The 26651-nt window shown below is 66.4% G+C and carries 26 protein-coding genes and 2 pseudogenes; 14 read left to right on the forward strand and 14 right to left on the reverse strand.

The window, feature by feature from the left end:
* Positions 1-570 precede the first annotated feature (570 nt).
* Positions 571-990, forward strand: coding sequence for a helix-turn-helix domain-containing protein (locus JM949_RS00420; protein ID WP_203146455.1), 420 nt, complete (start codon positions 571-573; stop codon positions 988-990).
* A gap of 152 nt (positions 991-1142) precedes the next feature.
* The gene (locus tag JM949_RS00425) at positions 1143-1454 is read left to right on the forward strand and encodes a hypothetical protein (RefSeq protein ID WP_203146456.1); all 312 of its coding nucleotides are present in this window, start codon (positions 1143-1145) and stop codon (positions 1452-1454) included.
* A 101-nt stretch (positions 1455-1555) separates the two neighbouring features.
* On the opposite strand, the gene JM949_RS00430 is transcribed toward JM949_RS00425, so the two are convergent.
* Complete coding sequence (locus JM949_RS00430) at positions 1556-2167, reverse strand: hypothetical protein (RefSeq protein WP_203146457.1); 612 nt, start codon at positions 2165-2167, stop codon at positions 1556-1558.
* 451 nt (positions 2168-2618) lie between these two features.
* Here JM949_RS00430 and JM949_RS00435 point away from each other — a divergent pair, with 451 nt between their 5' ends.
* The 3 genes from JM949_RS00435 to JM949_RS00445 all read left to right on the forward strand — a co-directional run bounded on the left by JM949_RS00435 (position 2619) and on the right by JM949_RS00445 (position 6610).
* Positions 2619-4880, forward strand: coding sequence for a DUF4365 domain-containing protein (locus JM949_RS00435; RefSeq protein ID WP_203146458.1), 2262 nt, complete (start codon positions 2619-2621; stop codon positions 4878-4880).
* Between the two features lie 204 nt (positions 4881-5084).
* Complete coding sequence (locus tag JM949_RS00440; RefSeq protein WP_203146459.1) at positions 5085-5780, forward strand: hypothetical protein; 696 nt, start codon at positions 5085-5087, stop codon at positions 5778-5780.
* A gap of 59 nt (positions 5781-5839) precedes the next feature.
* The gene (locus JM949_RS00445) at positions 5840-6610 is read left to right on the forward strand and encodes an NYN domain-containing protein (RefSeq protein WP_309231941.1); all 771 of its coding nucleotides are present in this window, start codon (positions 5840-5842) and stop codon (positions 6608-6610) included.
* Positions 6611-7107: 497 nt separating this feature from the next.
* Here JM949_RS00445 and JM949_RS00450 read toward each other — a convergent pair whose 3' ends face one another.
* Positions 7108-7326 (reverse strand): hypothetical protein, encoded by a 219-nt coding sequence (locus JM949_RS00450; protein WP_203146461.1) that lies wholly within the window; start codon positions 7324-7326, stop codon positions 7108-7110.
* A gap of 347 nt (positions 7327-7673) precedes the next feature.
* On the opposite strand from JM949_RS00450, the gene JM949_RS00455 reads away from it, so the two are divergent.
* Complete coding sequence (locus JM949_RS00455) at positions 7674-8675, forward strand: hypothetical protein (protein WP_203146462.1); 1002 nt, start codon at positions 7674-7676, stop codon at positions 8673-8675.
* A gap of 183 nt (positions 8676-8858) precedes the next feature.
* On the opposite strand, the gene JM949_RS00460 is transcribed toward JM949_RS00455, so the two are convergent.
* The 6 genes and pseudogenes from JM949_RS00460 to JM949_RS00490 all read right to left on the reverse strand — a co-directional run.
* Positions 8859-9803, reverse strand: coding sequence for a coiled-coil domain-containing protein (locus tag JM949_RS00460; RefSeq protein ID WP_203146463.1), 945 nt, complete (start codon positions 9801-9803; stop codon positions 8859-8861).
* Between the two features lie 35 nt (positions 9804-9838).
* Positions 9839-10384 (reverse strand): hypothetical protein, encoded by a 546-nt coding sequence (locus JM949_RS00465; RefSeq protein WP_203146464.1) that lies wholly within the window; start codon positions 10382-10384, stop codon positions 9839-9841.
* Between the two features lie 279 nt (positions 10385-10663).
* Complete coding sequence (locus JM949_RS00470) at positions 10664-10894, reverse strand: hypothetical protein (protein ID WP_203146465.1); 231 nt, start codon at positions 10892-10894, stop codon at positions 10664-10666.
* Positions 10894-11250: an HD domain-containing protein gene (locus JM949_RS00475; RefSeq protein WP_203146466.1), complete on the reverse strand. Its 357-nt coding sequence runs from the start codon at positions 11248-11250 to the stop codon at positions 10894-10896. Before JM949_RS00475 ends, JM949_RS00470 begins: the two co-directional genes overlap by 1 nt.
* A 733-nt stretch (positions 11251-11983) precedes the next feature.
* On the reverse strand, positions 11984-12265 hold the full coding sequence (locus JM949_RS00485; RefSeq protein WP_203146467.1) for a hypothetical protein: 282 nt from the start codon (positions 12263-12265) through the stop codon (positions 11984-11986).
* Between the two features lie 668 nt (positions 12266-12933).
* Positions 12934-13311, reverse strand: a pseudogene (locus JM949_RS00490) (T3SS (YopN, CesT) and YbjN peptide-binding chaperone 1); the annotation flags it as partial.
* A gap of 1105 nt (positions 13312-14416) precedes the next feature.
* Here JM949_RS00490 and JM949_RS00495 point away from each other — a divergent pair.
* The 7 genes from JM949_RS00495 (at position 14417) to JM949_RS00525 (ending at position 19126) form a co-directional block, all read left to right on the forward strand.
* The gene (locus tag JM949_RS00495) at positions 14417-15025 is read left to right on the forward strand and encodes an RNA polymerase sigma factor (RefSeq protein ID WP_238432327.1); all 609 of its coding nucleotides are present in this window, start codon (positions 14417-14419) and stop codon (positions 15023-15025) included.
* Positions 15022-15813 (forward strand): hypothetical protein, encoded by a 792-nt coding sequence (locus JM949_RS00500; protein WP_203146468.1) that lies wholly within the window; start codon positions 15022-15024, stop codon positions 15811-15813. The genes JM949_RS00495 and JM949_RS00500 overlap by 4 nt, the downstream gene beginning before the upstream one ends.
* Before the next feature lie 183 nt (positions 15814-15996).
* Complete coding sequence (locus tag JM949_RS00505) at positions 15997-16347, forward strand: hypothetical protein (RefSeq protein ID WP_203146469.1); 351 nt, start codon at positions 15997-15999, stop codon at positions 16345-16347.
* A 251-nt stretch (positions 16348-16598) separates the two neighbouring features.
* Positions 16599-17219, forward strand: coding sequence for an HAD family hydrolase (locus tag JM949_RS00510; protein WP_203146470.1), 621 nt, complete (start codon positions 16599-16601; stop codon positions 17217-17219).
* A gap of 320 nt (positions 17220-17539) precedes the next feature.
* Positions 17540-17743: a hypothetical protein gene (locus JM949_RS38895; protein WP_203146493.1), complete on the forward strand. Its 204-nt coding sequence runs from the start codon at positions 17540-17542 to the stop codon at positions 17741-17743.
* A gap of 96 nt (positions 17744-17839) precedes the next feature.
* Positions 17840-18292, forward strand: coding sequence for a hypothetical protein (locus JM949_RS00520; RefSeq protein WP_203146471.1), 453 nt, complete (start codon positions 17840-17842; stop codon positions 18290-18292).
* Positions 18293-18379: 87 nt separating this feature from the next.
* Complete coding sequence (locus tag JM949_RS00525) at positions 18380-19126, forward strand: hypothetical protein (protein WP_203146472.1); 747 nt, start codon at positions 18380-18382, stop codon at positions 19124-19126.
* A gap of 70 nt (positions 19127-19196) precedes the next feature.
* Here the strand turns inward: JM949_RS00525 and JM949_RS00530 are convergent, their stop codons facing one another.
* The 6 genes and pseudogenes from JM949_RS00530 to JM949_RS39500 all read right to left on the reverse strand — a co-directional run.
* Positions 19197-21197, reverse strand: coding sequence for a hypothetical protein (locus tag JM949_RS00530; RefSeq protein WP_203146473.1), 2001 nt, complete (start codon positions 21195-21197; stop codon positions 19197-19199).
* A gap of 66 nt (positions 21198-21263) precedes the next feature.
* Positions 21264-22208 (reverse strand): hypothetical protein, encoded by a 945-nt coding sequence (locus tag JM949_RS00535; RefSeq protein ID WP_203146474.1) that lies wholly within the window; start codon positions 22206-22208, stop codon positions 21264-21266.
* Entirely contained in the window at positions 22187-23272 is a 1086-nt protein-coding gene (locus JM949_RS00540; RefSeq protein WP_203146475.1) for a hypothetical protein, read from the reverse strand. Before JM949_RS00540 ends, JM949_RS00535 begins: the two co-directional genes overlap by 22 nt.
* Positions 23269-23958 (reverse strand): hypothetical protein, encoded by a 690-nt coding sequence (locus JM949_RS00545; protein ID WP_309231942.1) that lies wholly within the window; start codon positions 23956-23958, stop codon positions 23269-23271. Before JM949_RS00545 ends, JM949_RS00540 begins: the two co-directional genes overlap by 4 nt.
* A gap of 560 nt (positions 23959-24518) precedes the next feature.
* Complete coding sequence (locus JM949_RS38360) at positions 24519-25112, reverse strand: low temperature requirement protein A (RefSeq protein ID WP_203146476.1); 594 nt, start codon at positions 25110-25112, stop codon at positions 24519-24521.
* Positions 25113-25131: 19 nt separating this feature from the next.
* Positions 25132-26028 (reverse strand): annotated as a pseudogene (locus JM949_RS39500) (low temperature requirement protein A); the annotation flags it as partial.
* 225 nt (positions 26029-26253) lie between these two features.
* Here JM949_RS39500 and JM949_RS00560 point away from each other — a divergent pair.
* The coding region (locus JM949_RS00560) for an RICIN domain-containing protein (protein WP_203146477.1) at positions 26254-26651 on the forward strand (398 nt) is incomplete at its 3' end.

Consider the following 26651-nt stretch of genomic DNA (forward strand, 5'->3'; position numbering starts at 1 on the left):
GCCGGGTCAGCGCGGAGCACCCGCCATCTATACATCATGCGAGAAGGCGGTGACAGAGTGCAGCCCTCAACGAGCATTCGGCGGGTTACCACCACCCTTGGCGCACTGGTTGTGCGGGCTTGGTAGCGCCGGGCCGGCGGAACCAGTCGTCCGGCCCGACCGGCGCGGCATCATCCCAAGCACCGTCGTTCACGTCCCTGGCCGCGGCGCCCGCGACGGCGACGTCCCTAGGCGCGGCATCGATCCCGATCCGCCGAGCTAACCACCGGAGATGCGCGCCGCCCCGGCGATCGCGAGGCCGACGGTCCTCGCGTCCACCGTCGAGGGCAGCGCGCCCAACCGGATCAGCTACGGGTGGGTGGCAAGCCGAATCGCGCGACCGTCCGCTGATCGTGGAGTTCGGGATCTCCGTGAGCTGCCCGGCGTTCCCAGAGGGTCCGGTTGCCCCCGGTCGTACTGTGAGTTCAGGCCTGCGGCCTTGGTGAGTCGATGGTATTGCGGTGCAGCCGACAACAGGGGGTGGGAAGAGCCAGTTGAGTACCGACAACCGGGTGGGCGGCGGCCCAGGAGATGAGTGACGCCGGACGGGCAGCGCAGGACGCGTTCGCTCAGTTCGTGCGTCATGCAGTCGATGCCGCTCAGGACGAGCATGACTGGTCGATCACGCAGGTGGCGGCACGTAGCGGCGTCGGACGCTCCACCATCTTCCGGTGGCTCTCCGGTGACTGGCAGCACCATCCCGAGCTACCCAAGGTGCGGGCGTTCTGCGCGGCCTTGGACCTCCCGCTCGGTGCTGCCCTGCGCGCCCTTACCCCGCTGACCCACAAGACACCGCCATCGCCGGAGGTGCCCGCGGCGACGGCGATGGAGGTGCTTCTTATCGCCGTGCGCGACCGATTCATCGATCCCCGCACCACCTCCGCCGAAAAAGAGCACATTCTTTCCGCGTTGCACCGTCTCGCGCATCGGACAACGTCGCGCGCCGGCTGACGGCACACCTGTGAACTTTCATCCTGGGTGCTGGCTGGTCCTACGTCGCGCAGCCGCCAGCACCAGCGGCATCGAGTCACGCTGAGGTGTGCGCACTGATCGACTCTTCCGGGTGCACGCACGTGGGGCGACGGTGTGATCTCCTGGTTGGCATGTGGAACACGTTGCACGTGGATGTGTCGTTGGACGACCTGCTGGCCCGACCAGCAGTTGGGCCCGGCTACTTCACTCGCGATGAGGCGCACGCCCAGGTGCAGCAGATCCTCGACGCCGATCCGGCGTTGGGTCGCGCCGCCGGGCAGTGGCGGATGGATGTGCAGCGCGTTCGGGTGGGCTCGCAGACGTGGACGATCTACGAGTACGACGACGATCCGCAGAGGGCGGCCCTGGCCTGGCTCGACGAGTACCTCAGAAGCCTTCGTGAGGCTGGTGTCGACATTCGCGTGGCGACCCTGCCCAGCTGATTGCCCACAACACCGCTACGGCTAGGCAGGACGCGCACCCTGGGGCCGATACCGCGGCCTGAGGCGACGCTGGGCTGCGCGAAATGAAGCGCCTGGCGTGGTTACTCCGCTGGGAGGAGCTTCAGGTCGGCGTTCATGCGGGTGGCGACGTCGGCGTCGAGTTGTGGGCCATGGGCGAACGTCCAGCCGCCGTCGCGGATGTTGCTGATGGCCTGGGTGAGAGCGCGCCGTGCGTACACGACGCTTTCGTCGCTCCACAGCACGGCAGTGCCCTGTGCTGAGGTGTGACTGTTGCTCACGGCTTCGCCGAGCAGGGTCAAGCAGTTGCTGGCGTCGTCGAGGACGCCGACGGCCTCCCACTTGCCGCGGTGCCCTTGCGCGAGTCGCTCGTGGTTGAGGCTGACGCACCGCACCGCTTGGGCGAGCGACGCGATAAGCCGGCCAGTGTCCTGCATGCTGACAATCGCGGGGGAAGCTTCGGCCACCTCGCGTCTCTGCGCGTCGTTTGCTTGGCTGAGGTGGGTCACGAGGTCGGCGAGGTCGACGTTCGGAAGGTGCGAGCGGACGTAGGTCTCTTCGCGGACGCCGAGGGTGGCAGCGGTGCTGGTGACGAGATCGGCGAGGATGTCCTGCGCGGTGACCTCCGAGATGTCCAGGCCTCGGCGGCGGCTCTCCTCGCGCAGCCGATCGACGGCTTCCTGGAACTTCGTCATCCGACGCACGCGTCCTCCTAGGGGGTGCTCCATCCGCACGTTAGCCGGCACGTGCCTGCGCAACCAGGAAGCTCGCAACGAAGCGGATCTGCAGCCGAGTTATGAACAGGCAGGCGGATACGGCAGAGCCTGTGTCGCGGAATCGGCTCGGGCTGTCGCACAGGGATAATGCCCCGGTCGCCTGTCGAAGAGGTAGCGGGAGGAGCGGGTTACGCCGAACAAGCGCATACCTCCTCAGCGTCGTGCCGCGCAGCGGTACCCCCGCCAGCAGCGCTTCCACCCCAGCTGTACGGGGTCCGCAAGCTGCTTCTACGGGCGATGATGGACGCCGTGCCCCGGGTGACCGAGACGGTGACGGGGCCGCCTGCGTGACGTGGGTGGGCAATGTCGACGAGGCACTCGGTGACAGCCGGCCGTGGAGGCCGGCAACGGAGTGAATAGGGGCTAAAGGGTGACGACGACGTCGGTAGGGATGGAACGCCGCGGCGTCGCCGAGGTGCAACTCGCCTTCACCAGGTTGGACTGGGCGTTTCGGGAGCAACGCGAAGCGGATCAGGGGATCGACGCTCAAGTCGAGCTCGACGGTCTGACAAGCCCCACCGGCCGGTACATCGCCGTCCAGATCAAATGCGGGCCGACGCTCTTCAAACGAGGGACCCGACACGGGTGGCGCTTCAACGGCAAGCCTCGGCACCTCACGTACTGGCTGGCCAACCTGATGCCCGTGGTGCTCGTCATCGTTGACCCGAAGACCCGGGTCGGATACTGGGTTCAGATCACCGCCGACGCGGTGCACGAGACCGACCGCGGCTGGTCGATCGAGGTGCCGTCCGCGAACGTCCTCGACGCCTCATCGCATGCCACCCTGCGTGACATCGCGCTCGCCGCTCCCTCAGCCAACCCGGATCCTGTCGCGGAGGTCCTGCCGCTGCTGTCGCCGTCCACCGTGGCGGGTCTGTCGGCACTAAGACTGGTCGACCCCGAGGGCGCACGGCGTCTCGCGCGGATGCTCAGCGGGAGCCGCGACGACCCCAGGGCGGTCGTGGAACCGCTCATTAGGGCGAGCCGGGGCTGGGTTCACGCAACAGCGGCGCGGCTGGCGACCGTCGGGGCATACGCCAACGACCACGGCCACCGGGACCTGGCGATGGAAGCGTTCACGCGGGCGGCCGAACGGGACCCGGACAATCAGCTACGGCTACGCGCTGTCGCGGCGATCATGGCCATCACCGTCGGGGACAGGAGCCGAGCCGCCGGCCTCCTCCGTCCGGTCGAGGCCCCGCAACAGCCAGGGACGAACCTGCTCATGGACGTCGCTGTCTGCGCCCTCGACGCCGACGAATCGGGCAGGGAGGATCTGCTGGAGGAATTTCTGCGCGATCGGCCTGATGGCGAGCTCGACGCGGAACCGACCTGCCTGTTGTTCCTCGCCGAGCGCGCTGCTGGCCGGGGCGACTTGGCCCAGGCGCTGGCCTTGTACGAACGCGTCTGCGACCGGCAGCCAACCAGCACCGGTGGCAGACTCGGCCGGGCACGCACACTCATGGAGCGCACACTGCGCGGGGCCACGGCCCTACCATTCGGTGACCAGCAGGAGGTGACAGCGCTCGCCATGTCCGTCCGTGACGACGTACGGCAATGGGCTGGGCCAAGCGAGACCATGCATCGCCTTCTCGTGCAGGAGCGCATGCTCGTCGGCGCGTTCGAGGAGGTCGTCGAGCTGGCCACGCCCACGGCATTCGGCGGTCAGGCAACCGACCGAGAAGCGGGCGACCCCGTCGTTGCGATCGCGGGCGCCCAGGCCAGCATCGCCCTGGATGACCGTATTCGTGCCGTCCGGTTCGGTGACGCCATGCGCGACACACCCGCCGAGCCTCTGATTCGCGCGCTCGCTGCAGACCCGCGCCAACCCGCCACGGCTACGGTCGCCATGTGGCGCACTGCGCTCGACAACGCGAACACCGCCTTCGCGGCCAGGATCTGCCTGAACCAGCTCGCCTCCAGGGGCGCACTCGACGCCACCGACCTTGACCAGGTGCAGGCGTTGGCGAATCTCGACGACGGCGACCGCGTCGTTTTCACCGCACGCAACGCCGCTGGGAGCGGTGACCTCGACGGAGCTGTCACGCTGCTTCGGTCTGCCTGGTCACCCGCTGCGGGCGAGATCCTGATCGAGATCCTTCGTGAGGCGGGACGCTACGACGAGGCCCTCGCCGTGTGCGACGAGATCTGGGCGGCATACGGGGCGCTGAAAACGCTCCAGGAAAAGGTCAACATCCTGGCTATCCGGGGCGACCTCGACGCCGCCGACGAGTGCGCCAAGGATCTACTCGCCACCGGCGAACTCGCAGCCGAGCAGCGAAGAGCCCTGCACCGCCGGCTCATTGAGCGCAGAGCCACGCGAAACGACTGGGCGGGCCTGGAGGCGTGCTGCCGGGCAGCGCTCAAAGACGAACCAACCAATCACGATCACGCCTGGGCGCTGATCATCGCTCAACTCAACCAAAACCGGTGGGACGCGGCATGGACGTCATACCGCCATCTGCGACCCGACGTCACCGACCCAGGCGCCGTTCCCGCCTGGGTCGACCTGCACCTACGGTTCGACAACACACCGCAAGCCCGAGGCGTCGCCACGACGCTGGCCAGCCGCTTCCCACACGATCCAGACACACTCGCCCGCCTCGAAAGGCTCAACAACCCGGCACCGTGACAACTCCGCGAGCCTTCAGCCGCCTTCCCGACAATGCGGCCGTCACCGGTGGCCCAACCGGAGGGCCAGTCGCTCTGCTGGAGCTCCTTCAGCCGTCGGTCGGAGTACATCGTCGATGAGCGTCTTGGATGCGGGGCAGGACTAGGAGCATCACCGCTCACTGCTTGTGTCGAGAATATCGCCGACCGTATGCATACTGTTCTGGTGAATCTGCCCCCCACTGCCGCCGACGAAGCTGCCGCTTCTGCACCGTTAACGTCGCTGGTGACTCTGCGGCTCGCGACGCCGACCGCCCTTCGCAACGGACTTGCGCTACTCGGCCTCCGCTGGTCGGCGCAGAGCGATGACCGCCACGAGGCTGGGACCGAGGTCGGCCTGTACTGCTGGGTGGCTGCCGGGTTCGGGCAGGAGTTGGCCAATCCCATGCAGGGGGCCGCCCTTTATATCGGTGTAGGGACCGGCCTGGGCGGTTGGCGTGAACGGCTGCGGAAGGAGCGGAGCTGGATCGGTGAGGACTCCGACCATGGACACGGCATGGCGATGCATCGGACCGGCGCCAAGGTCGTCGGCGGTCCCGTAACCTACTCGCCCCTGCCGGTGGATTGGCTTCCTCAGACAGGGGTAGAGGAAGGAGACAGGGCCGTTCATAGGCTCGTTAGCGATGCGGCCTCTACCCAACCGGTTGTAGTGGCCGAGGCGATCGCGATCAGACTTGCCATCCATCTCGGAGACACGGGTGCGCCAGTCAACTCTGCCGGCGCAGGAGCGTGGGCGACGAACAACCCCGCGGACTGGGCTGCCTTCGCCTGCGCCAAGACGTTACGCGCGGACGAGGGAGCCCATGAACCGCCGGTTCCGGCCATGCGGGATCAGCGTGACGGACCGGCTGGTGAGAGATGACTCAAGAGCTGGACAGTAAGTCTTCTTCGCTGGCTCGGTGGCGCAGGTCTCAGCCGTTCGTGACCTACCAGGCGCAGGAGCGTGTCGCGGTCTTCATCGACTTCGAGAACCTGGTGTGCGGTGCCGGTAAGGGTCTACCCGGACAGAGCGACCCCATTCCCGACTCTGCCCTGACCTACCTGTGCCGAGGCTTCCACGGCAACGCATCCATTCGCCGCGCCTACGCTGACTGGGCCAACTCAGGCTTCGGGAAGTATCAGCAGGCGCTGGCCAACAACGGCGTCGACCTCGTCCAGATCGCCCGCATCGGCGGCACCGGCAAGAACTCCGCAGACATTCGGATGGCCGTCGATGCCATGGAGGTGCTCATCACCCACCCAGACGTGGCGGTGTTTCTCCTCGTGACCGGCGACAGCGATTACTCGCCACTCGTGCATCGCCTGCGGGAATTCGGCAAACACGTCGTCGGCGTCGGCACTCAAGCCAGCGCCAGTCAACGTCTGGTGTCCGTCTGCTCGGAGTACAAGTTCTGGGGCACCATCGTCGCTGCCGTCGAACCCGCCAGCCGTCCCGCCGTCACCGCAGCCTTCGACATAAAAGACGCCGAGCGACTTCTTATCCGGGCGTTCGAGCAGCTCACGACCGACACACCGACCGCAGGTACAGTCAAGAACAAGATGCTCGCCCTTGACCCGTCGTTCGACCAGGCCAACTACGGATGCCGTACCTTCCGGGACTTCCTCTCGCGGTTCGAGCATCGGGTCACCACTGCGGGTAGATCGGGCCAAGACATCGTCATCACGTTGGTCCGGGACGGCAAGGGCACATGATCCGAGGGTCGAGACCGCCGCCAGGTCGGGCGGCTCGACAGTGAGGCGCACTGCGGGAGGCGCCGCCTGCGCACCCTTCAGGTGGTGACTACCGGTTGCGGGACCGCCATCCGCGATTACGACGCCCGGGCTTGCCCGCACAGCCGATTGGCATCGCGTATGGGCCTGGGAACGGACGCCGAGGCTTTGCTAGCAGGGGGTATGAGCCGCCAAGCACTGCTCCAGCAACCGTACGGTTCTGCAGGAGGCGCTGAGCGACCTGTTGACCGCGGCTCGACGGCCGACTGCGCGGGTCACCGCTGCGGTGGTGGCAGCGACTCGGCCCACCCCACCGTCAGGCAAGCGATGAATGCGGTGCGGCCCCCAACCCGCGTCAGGTTGGGGGCCGCCGAACGCGGGTCGAACTGAGCTGATCGTACCGGCCTTGCCGGCTTCGGATCGGCCCTCAGACCCGTTGGCAGCAGCGTCTTGGTAACGCGCTCTGCCGAACGAACCGATCAGCGGCCGTCCTCGGCGCCGGTGACCCGGGCCGCCCGCTCGTCGTGCTCTCGGCACAACTCGACCGTTTCCCCCGCGATCCACCGCTCTCCGAAGATCCTCCCGGATCGGGTGACCTGCCACGCCGCTACCGGCACTTTGACGCAGCCGGCGACATCGCAGAAGACCTGTAGGCCGGGCCGGCGGTCGACGGTGAGGGTGATGACCGGGAGAGGCATACGCGGCAGGACCTCCAGCAACGGGGGAGTCGTTCCTCCGAGGATACGAACCGGCTTCACGGATCCCGGTGCGGGTCCTTTGCCTGCTCGCAAGGCATAGGATGCCGTCCATGGCAGACCGTCGGAACCAGGATCGCTAGTCGGACCGAGCGCCGCTGGCTTCCAAAGCCCGCGCCTTCGCTACGCCGACATCGGCCAGGACGCGATCCACCCGCAGCCGGCTAGCCTCGACCGTTGACGTCAATTCGCATTCGACAGCGATGAGGCTGTGTCGCGGCGTCGGATCGACCGGGGTGCGCGATAATTTCGGTGCCGCCCGATCGGCGGGTGAGGGGAGGAGCCGGCTCATGCCGAAGAAGCGCACACCTCGTCAGCGACGCGCCGCTCAGCAGCGGACCCGTCTGCAGCAGCGGTTGGAGGTTGCCCGGCAGGAGCGGTTCCATGAGCAGCACGCCAGTCTTGTTCTCGAGCGGTCGGGAGACCCTCGGTTCGTGCAGCGCGTCACCGGCCCGGACGGCACCGTAAGTCTGACGTGGGATGCCGCGTCAAAGGCCGGCACGCAACTGCGTGACGGCTTTCAGGCTCAGTTCGAGGCGTTTCGGGCGAAGTTCGGCCGTGAACCCGGGCCGACAGACCCGGTGTTCTTCGACCCGGATGCTGACGAGCCGACGCCGTTGGGCCAGCGGAACCTCGACGAAATGATGGTCCAGTTACTGCAAGCCGCAGAAGACAGCGGAGCTGACGCGGCCCCCATACATGCATGGCGCGAGGTCGGTTACCTCGTGACGCAGGAGAACCAGCATCTGTTCAGCGCGGCTGACATTCAGGCGTACGCCGCCGCGGTCGCCCGACACAGCGGCGAAGCCGTCGATGAGGACGACGACCTCGACTTCGGCGCAACGGTCGACCTGTCAGCCGACGGGCTTCGAGACCTGATCGACGAAACGATCACCAGCGGGATGGAGGAGCCTGCCTGGCGACTGGCCGAAGCCCTCGACCACACCGGCGACTCCGATGAGGCCGGCCTCGCTGGTGCCGCTTTGGTCTCCGTTCTGATGGCGTGGCTGATCGGCGCCAAGGAGGCAGCCGCATCTGACCTTGCCGGCCCCGCCATGCAGTGGATCCGTGAGCACCTGGACGACGAACCCGCCGACCAGGCGTTCCAGCTCGCCGGCCTGTTGGGCAGCCCGCTGGCACCGAACCTGACGATGGAGGAAGCCCTCGACCGGCTGGGCGACGCGTTCCTGCCGGCGCTGGTGTGGCTCGTAGCCGGCATGGTGGCAACCGCGGCTGATGGACACATCGAATGGCTCGTGCAGTTCGACCTCGATCTTGACGCGGCGGACTGACGGCCTGTTATCGGAGCCTGCGCCGTCCGCCCACCTGCTGCAGAACACTGCAGGGTCCGCGCGGCCCCTTGCTCGCCATCAGTCGGCGACCCACCGCCAGAACTGTCGCTGACCATCCGCGCGATGACCTCGGGACCCGGCTACGGCCGCATTCGACAGCTTCAACACTGCCAGATTCTTCCGCTAGTACCGAGTTTTGCGGAGGTCCTCGGTGAGACTGCGGTGCCAGGCTCTGCGATCCTCGTCGTCGCCGGGTGGGGGCCCGAGGGCGACGACCGGGTCCTTCACCGCGTAGATGATGCGGTACATCAGCAACGACACTGCTGTGTCGAGCCAGCGCTGGGTGTCAGTGGCGGATGGCTGGTGGCCGAGCACGATCGTGAACCATGACGGTAGAAGCGCCGCGTCCGCGATCGCCGTGGACAGGCGTTCCCGCAGCTTGCTCTGCAGGGTGGCGCGGGCCGCCTCGCCGGTCATCACTTTCGGCCCGTGCACTGCCCGCCGCTCGTCGTCGTTCTGCAGCGCTTGACCCGCCTGCTCGGCGGCTTCGGTCGTGGCGGTCAGCTGCGCCCTGGCCGTGTTCCATCCCTGGTGAGCGGCGCGGAAAGCGGCCCCGGCCTGGCGGTGCTCAGCGCTGTTGCGTGCAGTTGTGGCCAACGTCGCGCTGTGTCGCAACGCGTCCTCGCCACTGGAACGGATGCGCTGCCTGAGCCGACCGAGTGCCTCGACCTGGCGCTCGTAGATCGCTCGATCGTGGGGCGAAAGAAGTACTGATGCGGATTGCCGGCCGCGCAGCGCGCGCTCGGCGAGGTCCCGCATGGCCTTGTCGGCGTGGTCGATGTCCACAGGGGTGATGTTCTGCTCGGCGCGGACCCGCCGTTCGAGCCACCCGATCGTGGCGGTCAGCGACTTCACGGCGGCCTCGACCTCGGCGACGTCGTCGGCCAATTCCTCACGCAGCCCGTCGTGCGCCTCGCGCATCTCCTGGGTGGCCTGGTCGAGCCCGTCGAGCCGCTCGTCGTGCAGTCGGACCTGTCCGTCGAGGGACTCGTGCTTCTCCTGCAGCTCATAGACATCGTTGGACGTGGAGGACACCTGGCGATTGAGCCGTTCCACGGTGTCGGTCAAGGTCCGCAGGTCCGGCTGCTGGTAGGTGGAGTACGTCATTTCCTGTCCTCCGCCTCGGTGCCGTCGTGCAGCCAGCAAGCCAGCGCCGCCACCAGCAGCGGCAACAGTGCCATCAGCCAGATCGCTGACACCACCCGAAGCACCGCGACGACCACCAACGCGGCGCCGGCCACCATGATGAGCGCGCTGACGGCCCGGCTGCGGTGTCCAAGGCGCTGGGCGCGCGGCTCGCTCAGCGTGATGACACCGGCCAGCAGACACACCACGATGACCGGCACCAGGTACCAACGGCTGAACCGGCCGTCCACGACGAGCCCGCCCATGACGAGCATCGCCGTAAGCGCAGCTGCGCCGCCGACGTAGACGACGCGGCTACTGATCCGCCTGCGCTGCTCGTCGATCAACACCGGGATCCGCGCCTCGAAGTCCAGCAGTTGCGTCGTGGCGGCGAAAACTTCCGCCCGCTGCGAGCGGTACGCGGTCGTCCCGGACTCCGTCGCTGCAAGCTCTTCGTGGCTCGTACGCAGCACCTGGTGGAGCCGCTCCGCTTCATCATGATGATCCAGATCCGGTCTGCCCACAGGCTGCACCACCTTCGTCGATCACCGCCAAGGCCGGACGTGCGACTTCGGTCGATGTCACTCTAGGCGGTGACGCCGACACTTATCGACATGTTGATCAACGCTCTGCTGCCGCCGTCCCGTCGACCGCCGCTGAATCCAGCACGGGGCGGACCTGATCGACCGCCCGGTGCCGGCGGTTCGGCTAAGAGCGGGACCACACCCGGATTGGCTCGCGGGCGGTGGCCGTCACGTGTAGTTCGTCGGTGAGCTGGTCGAGAAGGTCGGTGGCGGCAGCGGTCAACATGGCCCGGTGACGGCGTGGGTGAGGGCGGCCAGGCTGCCATCGAGGCTGTTTGCCATGCCGGTAGGGAGATGGGGTCGGGTGGCGTTGCGGGCGGCCTGGAAGTGCGGCATGAGGCGCCGCAACGCGGGGCGCGCGGCGAAGAACGTGGCGGTGTCCCCGCTGGCGTGGGCGCGTCGGACCAGCGACCCGAAGGCGATGATCGTGTCAGCGGTGGAGATGGGCACTACATCCCGGTCGCTGTGTCGACCGGTGGGTCCGGCGTGTTGAGGGCGAGGTGTTCGGCGTGCAGGGCGTAGACGATTCGGGTGACCTCGGGTTCGTAGTGGCGGGTTAGGTACACGGGCAGGTCGATCATGGGCGGGGCGAACTCGGGTGCGTCGTGCAGCAGTGCTGCGGCGACCAGGCGCGGGGGAGTAGAAGGTAAGTGGCGGGCGAGGGTGACGGCGACGCGTACGGCGTGCACGAACGCGGATCGCTCGTCGATCTTTCGTCCTGCGCACCAGGTGCGGGCGTCGGCAAGTGCGCGCGCGATGTGGGGGTGTCGAGGCGCGGCGAAGACGGTCATGGATGGGGCCTCCATGTGCTCGTAGCATGACGGGTATGCAGGGTGGTCCGCTGCCGCGGTGGGAGGCCGACACGTGTGTCGTGTGTCCGGCGGAGGTGTTGGGCCCTGGACAGTTCGATGTGATCGACCGTCCGGGACCGCAGTACGCCTACAACCCGGCCGCCGGGTGGCGGGTGGGACCGGCTGGACAGCCGGTGTGTGTGCACCCGTACCGAGTGGGAATGCCGTCGGGTCGCTACGTTTCGGCCGGTGATCCGCTGCCGGACCTCGAGGCGCGGCGCCCGGAGCCGACCGCGCAGGCGTTAGAGCTGCGACCGAGCTGGAGGACCTGGAGGGGTGGCTGGTCGCCACGCTACGGGTCGTCTCAACCGAAGGGCTGTTCGCGGCGGTGGCGCGGGCCGAACGCCAGGCTGGAGAGCGGTTCGCACCCGGCGCGGTGGTGCAGGCGCTGCGCCGGGTGCTCTCCGCCGAACTCGCGGACCGGTGACCTCGATCGAGGGTCAGGCGGTAGCCGTTGTTGCCGTGCGGGCCAGGTCACGACGGCGTGGCCACGAGGCGGGGCGATCAACCCAGTCGCGCCACCGCAAGGGCTGATGAGGGCGGCCACGGGTGAGGCCGCCCTGACCGTCGGCGGCTACGCATTGAGCGCATCTGACTGCGACACCGGTGCGCCTTGGCGGGGAGCGCCTCATGACGATCGGCGTGCGGTTGCCGTTCGGCCTCGGGCGGGCAGGCAACGCGCAGCCGCTCACGGCTCGCCGAAATAGCCCTCTTCCTCACCGAGTAGCAGCGGCACGTCGTACACCGATACCCCTGGCAGCGCCCGAACGTAGCGGACGCGGTGGCGCCACCGCTGGTGCTCGAACGCCACGTCAGCTTCGATCTCCACGACCACGTTCGGCTCGACCTGCATGTACCGCAGCGGCTCCGGCCGCTCCAACTGTCCGGACCAGGATGCGGGCAGCGGCTCCGGCCAGGGGTGCAGCACTGGGGCACCGCGGCGTTGCGCCGCCCGCAGGGGCGACAGCATCCCCGCCGAGCTCCTCGCGCTGCTCGCCGCTGAGCGGGTTGGTGCGGCCGGTGTACCGCAGCCGCCCTCGCCGGTCGCGCCGGCCAAGCAGCACGGTGTTCGGGTGGCGGAGGCTGCCCGTCACCGCGCCGGCGACCGCTTCGGTGGTGATCCGGGTGCGGTACTTCCTCCAGCCTCTCCTGCCGGGTTCGTAGCGGCCGGTCAACCGTTTGGTCACCACCCGCTTGTGTACACCCAGTCAGTGACCGGCATCATCACGGGCCGAGATCGACGTCGCCACCATCACGAGCCTGCGCCACGACAACGCCCGACTACGGCGCGACAACCACAATCCTGCGGCGAACCTGGAAGTGGCGATCGCGAACATCCAGCAACTCACCCTCGAAGTCCACCAGCTGCGCGAAGCACTCGACCACGCCCGCAACGTCACTCGCCTGCCTCGCCCACCACGCTGACCGAAGCCGACCAACTTATTTCTCCGCTTGGCCGACTCAAAGGATGTCGCTGGCGACGAACTGCTGGAGGTGATCAGCGCACGGGCCGCTCAGCGACTCCCCGTAGACCCCGATGGCGACGGCGTTGGATGAGCCGACGCAAGCATCTGTCGAGTTGCGCGTGTTGCCGTCGGACATCGTGGCAGGGCTCAGAGTATCAAGAGCTCCACCAAGCTATTGAAAAAAGGCCTTACCGCCGAACTCGCCATGCAGTCGGTGGCCCAACTCGTCGGCCAGCCCTGTCATGACTTGAACCGCGAGCATCAGATGCACTGCTTGGAAGTTTCGGCCAAACACCGGGATGGAGGCCCAGACTGTACTATCTGCATAGTAGATCCTGCCGATAGGCAGTCGGTTTGTGACTTCAGATAACTGCGCGTACAGCTTCTCTGTTGATGCTACCTCGGTTAAAACTGGCGAAAAAACGTCGACCAGTGGCGGATTGTCACGCACGCGCACGAATACCATTGCGGAACCGGAATGAATGTTGATGTCGCCATCGGCGTCCATCGGAACTTGCTCTGGCGTGGTCTTGAGCATAGTCGCCACGACGGCGAGCGCACTGTCGCGCAATGCAACACCTATCTCGCGATCTTCAGTTTGCTTGTCAGCGTCTCCGCTTTGCGCAATATGCCCGGATCCGGAGGCCGCAAGTCCACTTTGTGCGCTTGCTGCAGACACAACATCCATGGCATCACGTATCGCCACCCATAGCTGACGGAACTCACTCTGCTCGCCACCGAGCGCTTCCACGACGAGTTCGAGCGGGCCCCAACGTGGCAGCCGAACACATCGAAGCACTGCGTGCACGGTCGTGTGCGTGATTGCCCCGCCCGTCCGCCGGGCTAGCTCGCGGGTGCTCGGCTCCCCGTTCAGGCGGTGAAGGCGCTTCACCTTGGCGCGTAGGTCTCCTACGAGGTCGTCGATGGAGGGAAGGTCGAGGGACATCCACATCACTCTACGGCCGTTCATGACTGCTGAGCAAACAAGTCATCCCCTGGTCCACTTCACTGTCAAAGGACGTAAGCGGCGGTAAAGATTCGTCAGACCCCGTTTTCGATCGTCCGGATAAGTTGCGCGGCGTCAGACCTCTTTTACGAGGTACCAGGATTGGGTTCAGTCCGTGAGCGGCTCCTACCTGACACGGTCGTCCGCTCAACATATGCTTGCCCCTTGGCGCCGAGGAGGTCCTTAGTGATGGAGCTTGTGAACTTCGCGGTTCTGCTGGCTACCGCGCCAATGTGGATTCTTGCTGGTGTGTACGTCTGGTCTCGGGACAATGCTCGCCGAACCCGGGCATTCCAGTTGCTGAAGTTGCTTCTTCGGCGCCAGCCCTGACTTCCTCCGACGGGTAGCCCTTGCGCAGGAACAACCATCTCGATGCCTCGGAACTCACTAGTCTGCGGCGAAGCGGACGCGGAACCTCACGGATGGACGTAGCCTTCGGTAGGCGAACTCCCAGTCGGCGGCCATGTCACTCGATGCGAGCTCGTGCCGATGAAGCTGTGCCCTTTCGGGCCCCAGTTCCGTACTCCACAAGGCGGAGCGCCTCGGTCCGCAACCGTTGGCCGATCTTGGTTACGCCCACCTTGTCCGGTAGCGCTATGGAACTCGACGGGCGCAGCGGTCATAAGTGGATGTGAGGGATAGGGCGGACATGACCTGGGCCGACGACGGCGAGTTGTGGCGGCGGGCACGCCAGGGAGAGGCCGAGTGCTTCGGTGTGCTCTTCGACCGGCACGGGGAGGCCGTCCGGGCTTTCTGTGCCCGCCGAACCGGCTCGAGCGACGCCGCCGATGATGTGGTCTCCATCGTGTTCCTGGAGGCCTGGCGCCGGCGGGGTGAGGTTGAGTTGGTTGATGGCAACGCCTTGCCGTGGCTGTACGGCATCGCACGCCGGACCATGCAGCATCGCTGGCGGACCGCGCTGCGGCATCGGCGGGCGCTGGAGCGGCTGACACCCGCGCCGGCCACTCCCGACCATGCCGACGAGGTCGCCGGCCGGCTCGATGACGAGCGGCACCTGGCCCAGTTGCGGGCGGCCCTCGAGCGACTGAGGCCGCCCGACCGGGACGTGCTGTTGCTCTGCGTCTGGCAGGGCCTGTCCTACGCCGAGGCGGCGGTAGCGCTCGGCGTACCAGTCGGCACCGTCCGATCGCGGCTGTCCCGGGCGCGGTCCCGGCTCGGGGCCGGGACAGAAGCCTTGAACACACCCCACGTGGCCTGCCCAAGGACCGCCTCAGCACAGCGACGGGAGATGTCATGAGCGATCTGCGAACCCGCCTGGACCCACAGCGCCAGGCCGATATCCGGCGACTGCTAGTTGAGCAGGCAACGCAGACAACTGTGGTGACTCGCCGCCGCCGCCGCATCGCCCTCGCCGGTGCGTTCGCTGCGGTGGTCGTCACTACCGGCGTCGTTGCGCTCGCCGTCTATCCCGACCCGCCGCCGCCGGCCTATGCCGCCTGGACGGCCGTTCCACAGGCCGCTCCACCACTGACCGCTCCGGATGAGGAAGTCGAGAGTTGGGCCTCGAAGTGCAGCGACCTCGGCGTCGGCGGGGTCGGCGTCGGAGGCGTCCCGGCGCGCCCGGAAGCCGCAGCTCGCCGAGAGGTGCTGGTCGATCGGCGCGGCGGTTTTACCTACTGCGTCGATGTTGCGCTGGGCAGCGGCACCTCCTCGGATCCGCTGATCGCCCTGTCCGGCCTGAAGGCCAAGGGATTCAATGGCCTCAACCTCATGCAGTCCACCGTCTCCGACAAACCTTTCGCCAAGCCGCAACGCAGTGCTGTGTTGGTGCTCGGCGGCATCTCGGAGACATCGCCCGGCGGCATCCAAGCCTTCCAGATGTACGGCCTGAGCGGCCCCGCTGTGACCGGCGTCGACGTTGTACTCACGAATGGCCTGCGAGTGACCGCCACGGTGAGAAACGGTGTCTGGGGTGTGTGGTGGCCCAGCGATCGGGGCGATCCCACCGGCTGCAAGCTGCACGTGCGCACTGCCGCCGGCGTGACGCTCGTCGACCCAGATGCCGTCCGGCTACGGATCCAATGAACCAACGAGGTTCGCGACCCCTGGAGCTTCCTGGCGTAACGTCATCTGCCGCCAGCTCGCCATCGCCGGTTGGCCCAATGAGCCGACCCCAGCGGGATCGAAAATCCGGATCTGCCGCTGACCGCGCGTCCGGCACCGTCCTGTCGTACCGACGAGCGGGCGCTGCGTTGGTAGGAGGTGCGGGTGCCCACATCTGTCGTGACAGTGCACTCCGCCATCCCGCTTGCCTGCCTGATACCTCTTGGCCGGACTCGAGCGACGCTCCTATTCGCCCCAGTCGAGTTGATGGCGAGGTACGCCGACGGCCCGGCCGTACTCCACGGCGGCGTCTCTTCCCGCGCGATCACCTCTGGTGTAGCGGAAAACCTGACCGGGAAAGACGACGACGTGATCATCGCCGACCTCGAAGTCCGCGTACCAGCCTTGATCGCTAGCCAGGGATTCAGCCAGCGCCGCTGCTACTTCGTCGGCTACATCATCGGGGGCCTCGAAGTCCAGAAAAGTCCAGACACTCGGCTGGTCGGCCGACGTTGAACTTGATATATCGTGTCGGCCGACTCGGACGACGCGTAGCGAAGGTACACGCACGTCGGCGCCCACGCGAAGGCTCTCGGTTAGTAGTCGTCCACGCAACATCAGACGACCTTCTCATGAGGACGGGCTCACGGGAACACTCTCATGGCCGCTAAGCGGTCGTGACCGAGGTGAGGGCGGCGTCGTCGCCAGCACGCGCATGTGCCGAGAAGTGGATGTCTGGGCGAGTTCTTCGTGATCAAATCGAACTCATGAAGTTCGATCATGCGGTTTGGGACATGGATGGCACTCTGATCGATTCGTCCAGGGTGGTGCCGGAAGCCTTCGTGAGAGCCGTAGCCGCATTGAACGGCCCGGAGGTGAACATAAACGACGTGATAGCAGCGTACTGGCGCGGCACGTCGGAAGTCATCCTGGCGCATTTGGTCGGCCGTGACCTGGGTCCGGCCGAACATGACGCTTACTACCGTGAGCTGGCCGGCGTACAGGTGGCCGCTTATCCCGGGGTGGTGGCGACTCTTGATGCTCTCCGGACCGAGGGTCTACCAGTGGCGGTGTTCACCGGCACCAGCACGAGGGCGGCCAGAATCCTCCTGAGCGCAGCCGGCTTGGAGGCCGACATCATCATCGGCGGCGACCAGGTGCAGAACCCTAAGCCCGCTCCGGACGGCATGCGGCTCGCCGCGAAGTTGCTCGGAACGACACCCGAGCGCCTTATCTTGATCGGCGATTCTCCGCTCGACCTGCAAGCCGCGAAGGCGGCCGGAAGCTTCAGTGCTGCCGCAGCATGGGGCCACATGCACGACCCGTCCGAGCCGGCGGATGTCACGCTACCCACCCCGCAGCATCTCCTGCCCTGCTGCGATCGGTGACCTTTGGCCCCTGAGCTGCGGATCGAACAGGCGCAGATCGAACTCGCGGAGCCACCACGATCCGGTCGAAGGTTGGATGCCTGCATCTGTGGGGGAGTGCGGCAGGGGCAGGGGCGAAGATCCACGACATCGGATGCGAAGGTAGCCCGGCCGCGGCGTGCCCCTCGACCTCGCCAACGTCCGGCGATCACGAAACTGCGGCGGCTGCGGGCGTGGGTCGCCACTACTGGCTCGCGAGCGCACAAACGTCGTGTCGCAGGCTCATGCCGGACTCAATATGACTAGACTCGACGCTCGAACAAGCGTGCTAAATCTGGGGGATATTCGTGTCCAGTAGGCCTGTGAACTTGGTCTGGGTCTTCCGGCCTGACCGTGCCGAGACCGACCACGATCGGCCAGATGAGCATGCCGGCAAGCCGGTCCATGCCGTGGGGAGGCAACCCGACAACGTTGGTCGGGTCGAGGTCGTGCTCGGAGACGGCGCTCGTGTGCAGGCGTACCGCCACGAGGTCGTCCTCGGATGACTCGGCGGCACGTTCCGGCATCCCGTAGGAGCAGCAGCCATCGCTCGTCGATCTGGCGGCGAGCGGCGTACAAAGGGCGGCAGGCTTCCCGTGGCAGTGGATGAGAATCTGGTGGAACGCCTCGCGACGTGGTCGCCTTGGCTGCCGTTCGCTGACGCGGTCGTCCGCGCACCGCGCCTGCCGGGCGTCTATCTTGTCCGGCAGGATGCCGACGGAGGGCTGGTCTACGTCGGGATGGCCGGCGAGCGAAACGGGCGGGGCATCCGAGGACGATTGACCGTCTACCAGCGAGGTAAGGGTGCCGTCAGCGGCTTGGGCGAGGCGGCCCTCGACCGAGCGCTTGCTGACTCGGACTTCGTGCGAAGACGCCTTGACGAACTGGTGAGCGGAACAGCGAAGCGGGCGACGGTTTGGGCGCAGGACGCCATCGCCTGGGCTGATCTGCACGTGCGGTGGGCTATAACGGAGGACAAATTTGCAGCTGCGGCACTGGAGCGGGCAGTGCTCGATGCATTGAGCACGTTGCCGCTTTGGAATCGAACACGCTGAACCGCGGTCCTCCGGCCAGACCCCGTCGTCGCGCCCGTCAGATGCCAGCCAAACTAGGCTATTCAGTAAGACACGGAGGTGAGCCGGATGGCATTCGCAGGAGATGACCTCGAGCTGGATCGGCTTGCGCGGCTTCATCTGTCGGCCGCTCGCGCCACCCTCGAGCACTGGCGCACTAGGGATGCGTTCGAGGTGGAGCGTGGTTTGCTAAGGAAGTTCAACGCGACGTACTCCCTAGTTGTCCACTCTATGGCTCAGGTCGCGGCGTCCCTCGCTCTGCATGACCATCATTTGACCTACGCTGCGCGCGTCAACGCGCGCGTAGCGCTCGAACATGCCCTCGCCGCCCAATGGATCGTGCACAGCAACGACGGCGAGGATGAGGTCATTGGATCCATGAACAGGATCCACCGCAACATGGTCAGGGATCTGCAGAAAGGCGGAACGGTTATTCCGCCGCAGATGCAATCGGATCTTCACCATCCGCCAGGCGAGCCGCAGGTCCACATCCCCGCCATCTCAGACTGGTTCGACGGCGGTACTGGAGCCATCTACGGTTTGCACCGGCAACTCGGCGGCGCCGTGCATGTCAGCCTCGCTACGCTCACCACCTACCTTGAGTGGCGGGGAGAGCGCGAGACTCCCGCACTGCGGCCGGACGGAGTCGGCGGCCGTGATCCTGAGCAGAACCTCGCACTAGGCTGGAGTGCCGTGCTGGCCATGAGTGCGATCGAGCGCCTCCGTAGCGGTCAACCCTACCTCGCGAAAATCTACAAGATCAGCGATGATCACGAACTCGTGCCGGATCTTCGGCGCGCCGAATCGGCGCCCTGACGTTTGGCATCTAGCCCTGTTCGGCTGCCGTTGCAACGGGGCTTTGGTCATGCAAGCCGTCGGAGAGGTTTCAGCGTAGAGCGGACGGCGTGGGACGACCTATTGGGAGCACGCCCACGACGATCAGCCGGGGAGTTTCGGTGGGTGTTCGGGATCGCGACACCACCCAAACGCTGTCGTCGAAGCTCGTGTAGCCGCTCGCGTGGTTGCTGTGGTCCCCGATGAGCAGGATGCCGAAAGGTGGGGTGGTGGCGGTGTAGTTGACTGCCTGGGCGATGTATTTGTTCTCCAGGCTTGGTGCGGTCCAGCCGCTGGTGTGGCGCTTGACCTCGACGTTGTACCGCATTCCCGGCGACGGGGTGTAGGTGATGTCAGTGCGCCCAGAGGCAACGTCGACCACCTCGCGATGCACCGTCCCGTTAGGAAGTCTGGAGATCAGGTGCTGAAGGCAGTCGTTCTGCAGAGCCTTCTCCGGCCACTGCTTCCCAGGCGGGGGAGGGCCGAGGTATGCGGTCGCGGTGCCCAGGTAGTCAGCCTGGGCGTCGAAGCGATGGTGAAGGAACTGCAGGACGTGGCTTAGCAGTGTGGTGAAATGAGCGCTTACTGGGTGCTTCCAGGCAGAACTGCGACCCAATTCTTCAAGGACGCGCTCGATCTTCTGGTCAAGTAGGACGTTCCCGGTGAGGGCGTAGCCGCGCTCGTGGTCAAGCACGATCTTGCGGAGGTGCTCCTGAAGGTCAGGGTCCTCGACGGCTTCGAGCAGCTCCAGGACCGGCTGCCCAGCCGACGGTTTTCCCGGCGGCTCCGCTGGTGATCCAGCGCCGAGGGCCGCTCGGCGAGCGCTAATGGCGGCGTGCAGGTGGTTGGCGTCAGGATGTGTAGCGATATATGGATCGACCTGGAGCGCTTGCTCGAGATGATGGAGTAGACCCATCTCGTGAATGAAAGCGGCCTCAACTGAGGGGGGCACCAGCCGCTCAAGCCCTCCTGCGCCTGCGGGTGTGTGGACAGCCCGGCTGGCTTCGTAGACCTGCAACACGCTGGTCAGCACGGCACTGGCGTCGTACCAGCTCGGCTCATGCAGGTGAGTGGCGGTGGTAGTCAGGGTTGTGACGAGCCGGGCCCAGGCGGCATCGGTCTGGCCTCGTGCTTCGAGCCAACGCGGTTGATGCGTACGGCTGGACCAGGCGCCGCGCTGCATGACCACGGCACCGAGGGAGTCGGCTGCGGCAGCGATGCGGTCACGGATTGCGGGGTCCGGCCCCGAGGCGAGATCCGTGAACAGGAGCACGGCGTCGACGGCGTGGGCGTAGGCGCGCGCGTCGAGGCGCGCCTCCTGGGCGCCGTCTACCCTGTGCATGAGCATCGCTGCGTCACGGAGCAGCCGCGTAACTTCGGCTCGGTCAGATGCTTGCAGGCCGGCCCGCAGGGCAATCACGGCCAATTCGTACCGAGCGTCGTTGCGGGTGGCTGGTGGTAGATCAAGATGTGTCTCAAGGGTCTGCAACACCGCGACAAGATTCTCGTCGTCGTAGTGGTCGTGTGCGACTCCGATGAGCAGGGGCAGGCGCTTCAATGCCTCAGGAGGCTCGGTGCCGTCGATCTCGGTCAGAATCCACAGGATCTGGTGGGGGTTTGCGTGCTCGCTGATGGACAGCTGCAGCAGGCCAGCGATCGCAGTGTGGGCGTAGGCCGGGTCGAGGCCGCCCTGCAGCGCGTCAGTGGCGTGACGAGCCAAAGACTGTGCGGTGCTTTTGCCGAACGTGCCTAGCAGTTCGGGGTGTTGATAGAGGACGTCGAGGGCTTCGGCCAGGACCCAGGCTGCGTGAGGCTCATGGATCCCGGCCTTGATCGCAGCGAAGAGCGGCTCTGTCTGGGTAGCAGGGGGTTGCGAGGCGTCCTGTGCCACCGCTTGCAGCAGGTAGGGAAAGAGCGGGCCCTTAGCCAGGGACCGTGCTTCCACCAGCACGGCGTCCAGGCCGCCGAGGTCCGAGATGCTCGGGCCTTGATCGAGCTGTTCCTGGGTCGCGGCTGTAGCCCACTCCGCGAGGGCGTTTTCCACCGTGGTCATCCTGCGCTCCCCGGTCAGTGTGGCACCGGCCGTGCTCGGGCCCTGGCTCAGTAGATCACTTTCGCGCTAGAACATGTGATCACCATCATTGGTAATGATCCTTTCGTCGGAGAGTAGGCCGTCAATCAGCGGCGGTGTCGCCGTTGTCAGGATGATTTGGAGCGCCGGAAGTTCCTCGGCCAGGTCCCGTAGAGCCATGATCAGTTTGCGGCCTGGTTCCGTTGTCACTTCCTCGGCGCCGACGGCGTCGATCAGTAGCAGCCCTGGGTGGGAGGCGGCGCCTCGCCGAGTGCTGATCCGCAACATGGCGATGACGGTGGCGATCCGCATCCGCAGGCGCTCGCCGCGGCTGAAGTCGTCAAAGGGCGTCTTTTCGCCGTCTTTGATCGCGTTGATCCGTCCGTTGCGCTGGATGTTCACTGAGTCGAGGTCTGCGACCCCGAAGGTCCGCGCCAGCTCGACGATGTGCTGGTTCAGGTCAGGAAAGAGGTTCTTCGCCGCCTCTTGGACCGTGCCCTCGACCACGGAGTGAAACGTGAGGAGGATCTGCTCCGAGCGGTTCGGCTGGGCCGGCTCGCCGCCATCGTCAGAGCCGGTCGCCTGAAGCTGGCCCTCCAACCGCGCCGCCTTGAGGTCCAGATCGCGCATCGCTTGATACGCCCGCGCCACGCTGACGTTGTTGAGCTCAAGGACGGCAGCCTCATGGCGACGCTGGGCATCCGCCGCTTCTCCAGCGCAGGCATCGAGGTGCGCTTTGGCTTGCTGCCGTGTTTCTCGAGAGTCGCGCACCTGCTCCTCCAGCTCGACGAGCCTGGCGGCCGTCAGCTCCGGATCCACCGGCGGTAGCGGGCGGGTGCAGACAGCACAGGAGGCGTCCTGGCGCTCAACGGAGTACCGGTCCTGTTCAAAGGGCATTTCACAGCGCGAACAGCAGGTCGGTGACAAACGACCCAGCACCCGCCGAGCCTCTTCCGTCTCCCGGGCATCCATCAGCTGCTGTTCAGACAGCAACCACACCTGCTCGGCGGCCTGTTGAGCATCCTCGGCTGCCGTGTAGGCATCCCGGGCGGCACGCAGGTCAGCCAGCGCGGCATCAACGCCGCTAGCGCCACCTCGGCCAATGGACTGACGGCCCGCTGCGCTGCCGCCAGCTGCCGGCGGGTGTCCTCGAGTTCCCGCTTCCACTGCGCGCGTTCTTGGCCGCGAATCGTCCGGTCCTGATCGGCACGGTGAGCGGCTTGGTTCGTGGACTTTGTGTGCCGCTTCTTCGCGGCGGAGAGATGAGTCAGCAGGGAGGTGTACGGGATCCCGATGAACAGCTCTAGCAACTTCGCTGGCAGCGCCCCTGGTACGTCTCCGAGCAGTTGTTTGTCTCCGCCCGGGTTGAGGTAGACGGCGCCAAAGTACGCCGGCCAGCCGTGCACCTGAGCGGCACCCGCGCCGTCTAGCCCGCCACTCTTGTTCCAGAGTTCCGTGGAATCCAAGCCAAGCGATTCCCGCATGAAGGCTCCGATGAGCTGCTCCACCGGCTCCTCGCCGTCGGCGCTGACCAGCATCCGCAGCTCGCCGTCGGTCGCGGCCAGCAGTTGGCCCTCGGTATCGGCCGACAGCAGCACGGCGGTCACATGGGGTCGCCCGCTCGACACGTCCTGGTTGATCACCACGCGGACGTGCTGGCCGCTGACGGTGACGTCGACAGCGATGCGTCGGACCCAGGCTTTGACGTGGGTAGGCAGATCGCGTGTTCGGCCCCGCAGTCCCCATACCAAGAACTCAAGCAGGCTTGTCTTCCCGGCGGAGTTGCTCGGGTGCATAATCGCCCAGACGCCGGCGTCCAAGCGATGGTCGATGCTGATTTGTTCGCCGGTCTTCTTGACGCCCTCGACGCGCAGTCGCAGCACTCTGATGCGCCGATGCGGTGGGATCGGGCTGGGCAGAGTGATACCGAATTCCCGCAGCACCGTCTCCACATCGGCCACCGTCGCCGAGGATTTTGTCGCAGCGGTCGCTAGCAGTTCGCCGGGGCTGGGTGGGGTCCAGGTCTGCACCGCCGTCGGGCTCACAGTGGCCGTCACCGGACCAGCTCCTCTCGGGCCGTGGGGGCCGGGACAGCCGCTCGGACTTCGGCCAGCCGGCGGCGGGCCTGTTCCGTGATCGGCGGGATGTAGGAGCCGATGGGGGTGTCGGCGTATTCGCGCTGCAGGTACTGGCGAGCCTTGATATGGCTGCCACCTAAGCTGTCCACGAGGGCCACCACGGTTCGGGTCCTATCGCCGTACCAGCCGAGCACGGGTGCTTCCCTCAGGAGGTCGACGGCGGTCGTCTGCCCCTTTTCGAGCAGGTAATAGTTGTGCTGAAGGACTCTGCGTTCGCCGAGCCGGTCATGCTTACGCGCCAGGCCCCTCTCGACGAGGACCGACAGGGCGTTGTCCAGCTGCTCGAAGGCGCCGAAGCGGTGCCGCAGCATGGGGAAACGGCGTAGGTCGGGCTCTTGCGACGACAGGATGCGCTCCGCCTCGTCGATAAGTCCTGGTGAGTCCGGGTGGGACTCGTACTCGTTCAGAAGCTCGTTGGCGAGGTAGTCCGGGTAACGGACCCAGAAGTCCAGCTTCTGCAACCGCACCTGAGTGCGAACGATGCCCACGGCACTCGGTGGTGCCTCGCTGTCCTCGCCCACCGGTTTCGCGGCTGCGTCGATCAACAACAGCAGTCGAACCGCGTCTTGCCAGAGGCTGGCGTGCCGGACCATCACCTGAGTCACGTGTAGAGCCAACCGGACCACCACACTGCGTGTCTAGACCCGTCGCGCGGCGTAAGGCGACTTCTGGCCGAGGCGGTCGATCTACGAGCCGATCGATCGGACACCCAGCGCCGGCTGGCTGACGTCGGCCAGGGCAGCGGTTGATCCGTGGCTGCTCGGTGGCTGCTCGGGCGACGGGGGACGGGCGTGGATTTACCGGGACGCAGCCGGATTTCATCAGCTACCGCGAGCCCTCGCAATAATCGATGGCTAGCGATGGCGGTCGCCTGCAGCGCCTGGACCAGCAAGGACGTGGCTGGACGGGGTTGGACTAGGGAGGTTGCGGGCCGACTCTATTTGCTGTAGAGTGGTATTTGTGGGAGACCGCCCAAAAGCCTGTGACTACGGATCAGAAGGTTAGGGGTTCGAGTCCCTTCGGGCGCACAAACAGCCCTCTAGCAGGCCGTCAGGCAGCTAGAGGGCTTTTCTTATCCGCCGCGGCTGTTATCACCTTCTTACTGCCCGAGCTGACAATTTGAGGGTCACGGCCGCTGACCCCTCCAGCGATGGCGACAGGCGGTCTAGTTCGCTGACGCGCCGCGTCGGAGACGTCGAACATCGGTGATCGTGAGGCCGGCCAGAACACCCGCGCTGACGATCATGACAAGCACCGGGGCCAGCGTGGTCAGCAGCGGTGTCGCGGCGAGCAGCAGTGCCAGCCAGGCCAGGCGGGTGGGCGGCAGTTGGCCGAGGAGCACGTACTCCGAGCTCATTCGTCCGAGCACGAACAGGACCGGTCCGCCGGCGATGAGGACGACCCAGCTCACCGGGGTGGTGCCGTGGGGATCGTGGAGAACGAGATCCACGCCGCCGGACGTGGCGATGACCCCGGTCACCAGGCAGGCGTAGACGTACGGCGCGAGCTCCACCGACTCTCGCGGACGCCGGTGCGCCGACCGGTCGACGAGCTTGTTGCTCTGCAACACGTAGATCTGCCAGAACAGCAACGCGGTGACGAGCGCGGTGAGGAACGCGGCGACGCGCGCGGGGGTGTACGCCGCGCGGCTGAACGTCAACGTGGCCGTCAGTGCCAGTTCCCCGAGGGCGAGAATGGCGATCTGCTGGTAGCGCTCGCCGAAGTGGACGCTCAACCGGGTGTAGTGATCGATCGGCAACCGGCCCCGTCGAGGCGTCGGGTAGCAGCGCGGCAGCAAGGTAGTCGACTGCGAGCGCGCCGGCCCACAGGCCGGTGCGCCAGGCTGTTTCGGCGAAGGCGCCGGCGAGCCACAGAATTCCGGAGACGACGAACCAGAAGAGGAACCGTTCCTCCCGAGGGTGTGCGCGGCGTGGACGCAGCGCGACGATCAGCACGACCCCCCGGAGCAGGTGGATGCCGACGTACGCGCCGGCGAAGAGCAGCCCCTGCCCGGCGTAGGCGGTTGGTACGGCGACCGCCATCAGGGCCACGCCGAACACGGTGCCGGCGACCACGGCCTGGATCACCCGGAGTTGAGGATCGTAGAACTCGGTGGCGTTCACCGTCACCGACCAGGTCCACCACGCGGCCAGCAGCAGGATGAGGGTCTGTCCCAGCTCGCCCCAGCTGTGGTTCCTGGGCAGCTGCATGGAGAGCTGCGCGAACATGGCGACGTAGAAGACGTCGAAGAACAACTCCAGTAGCGTCGCGCGACTCGACGCTCTGGGATCACGTCGTGGCCCGGCCGGTCCGTGCTCCTCATCAGTCCGCCGCTCCCGTCGCACCTGCTGGCGCTCGCAGGTCAGGTCGCGACGATTGCCCAGGCGACGCCTCGACACCCGTGGCCGGTGGCTTGCCGCACACGGCGACCAACGAGCGAGTCGGTGGAGGGTTACCAGTGTGAGTGCCGTTTCAGGCTGACCGGGCGGAGGGCCGGCGCCAGCATCTCCGGCGACGTCACCTACCTCAGGCGCCCGCCGACGTCGGCTAGCGTCGATGTTAGCGCCCACCGTGACCGTCCCGATCCTGTCGAGCGAGGCGATGGCCTGCGGGTGTTCGGTGAGCCGAGACCGCGCTGCGAGTCGTACGGTGGCACCGGTCGATGTTCCCAGCACATTACGTCTTGACGAACGACATGTTATCGCTCACAGTCGATGCCTAAGGACGACGACATCGCGGCTTACCGGGCAAGCCCTGCTTCGTCGATCTCGAATCAGGCGTGCGCTAGGGCATCCAGGCGTCTTGTTAACGCTAACGCTGAGGCACCTGGGCCCGGCCACGCGTCGCGGTGGGCCCAGCTCCGGGCAGGCCGTTCGGCTCTTGGTCATTGGAGGAGGATCATGTCTGCCCTCGATAGGTCTCCATCGATCGCACCGCCCGCGCGGCGGCGCCGGTGGTTGCCCCGGCTTCTCGCCGCCGGCGCGGCGGCACTGATGGTCGGTGGCGCCGCCGTGACAGTGGTGTCGTCACCCGCCGCCGCGGCGACGGTCGACACGACCGCGTGGTACGTGCTGGTCAACCGCAACAGCGGCAAGGCCCTGGACGTGTACAACCTGGCCACGAACGACGGTGCGCGGATCACCCAGTGGACCCGCAACAATGGCAACCAGCAGCAGTGGCAGTTCGTCGACTCCGGTGGTGGCTACTACCGGTTGAAGTCGCGGCTGTCCGGCAAGGTGTTGGACGTCTCGGGCTTCTCGACCGCCAACGGCGCCAGCATCGTGCAGTGGAGCGACAC

Origin of the sequence: Micromonospora tarensis (assembly GCF_016803395.1) — a bacterium.
Taxonomy (GTDB): Bacteria; Actinomycetota; Actinomycetes; order Mycobacteriales; family Micromonosporaceae; genus Micromonospora; species Micromonospora tarensis.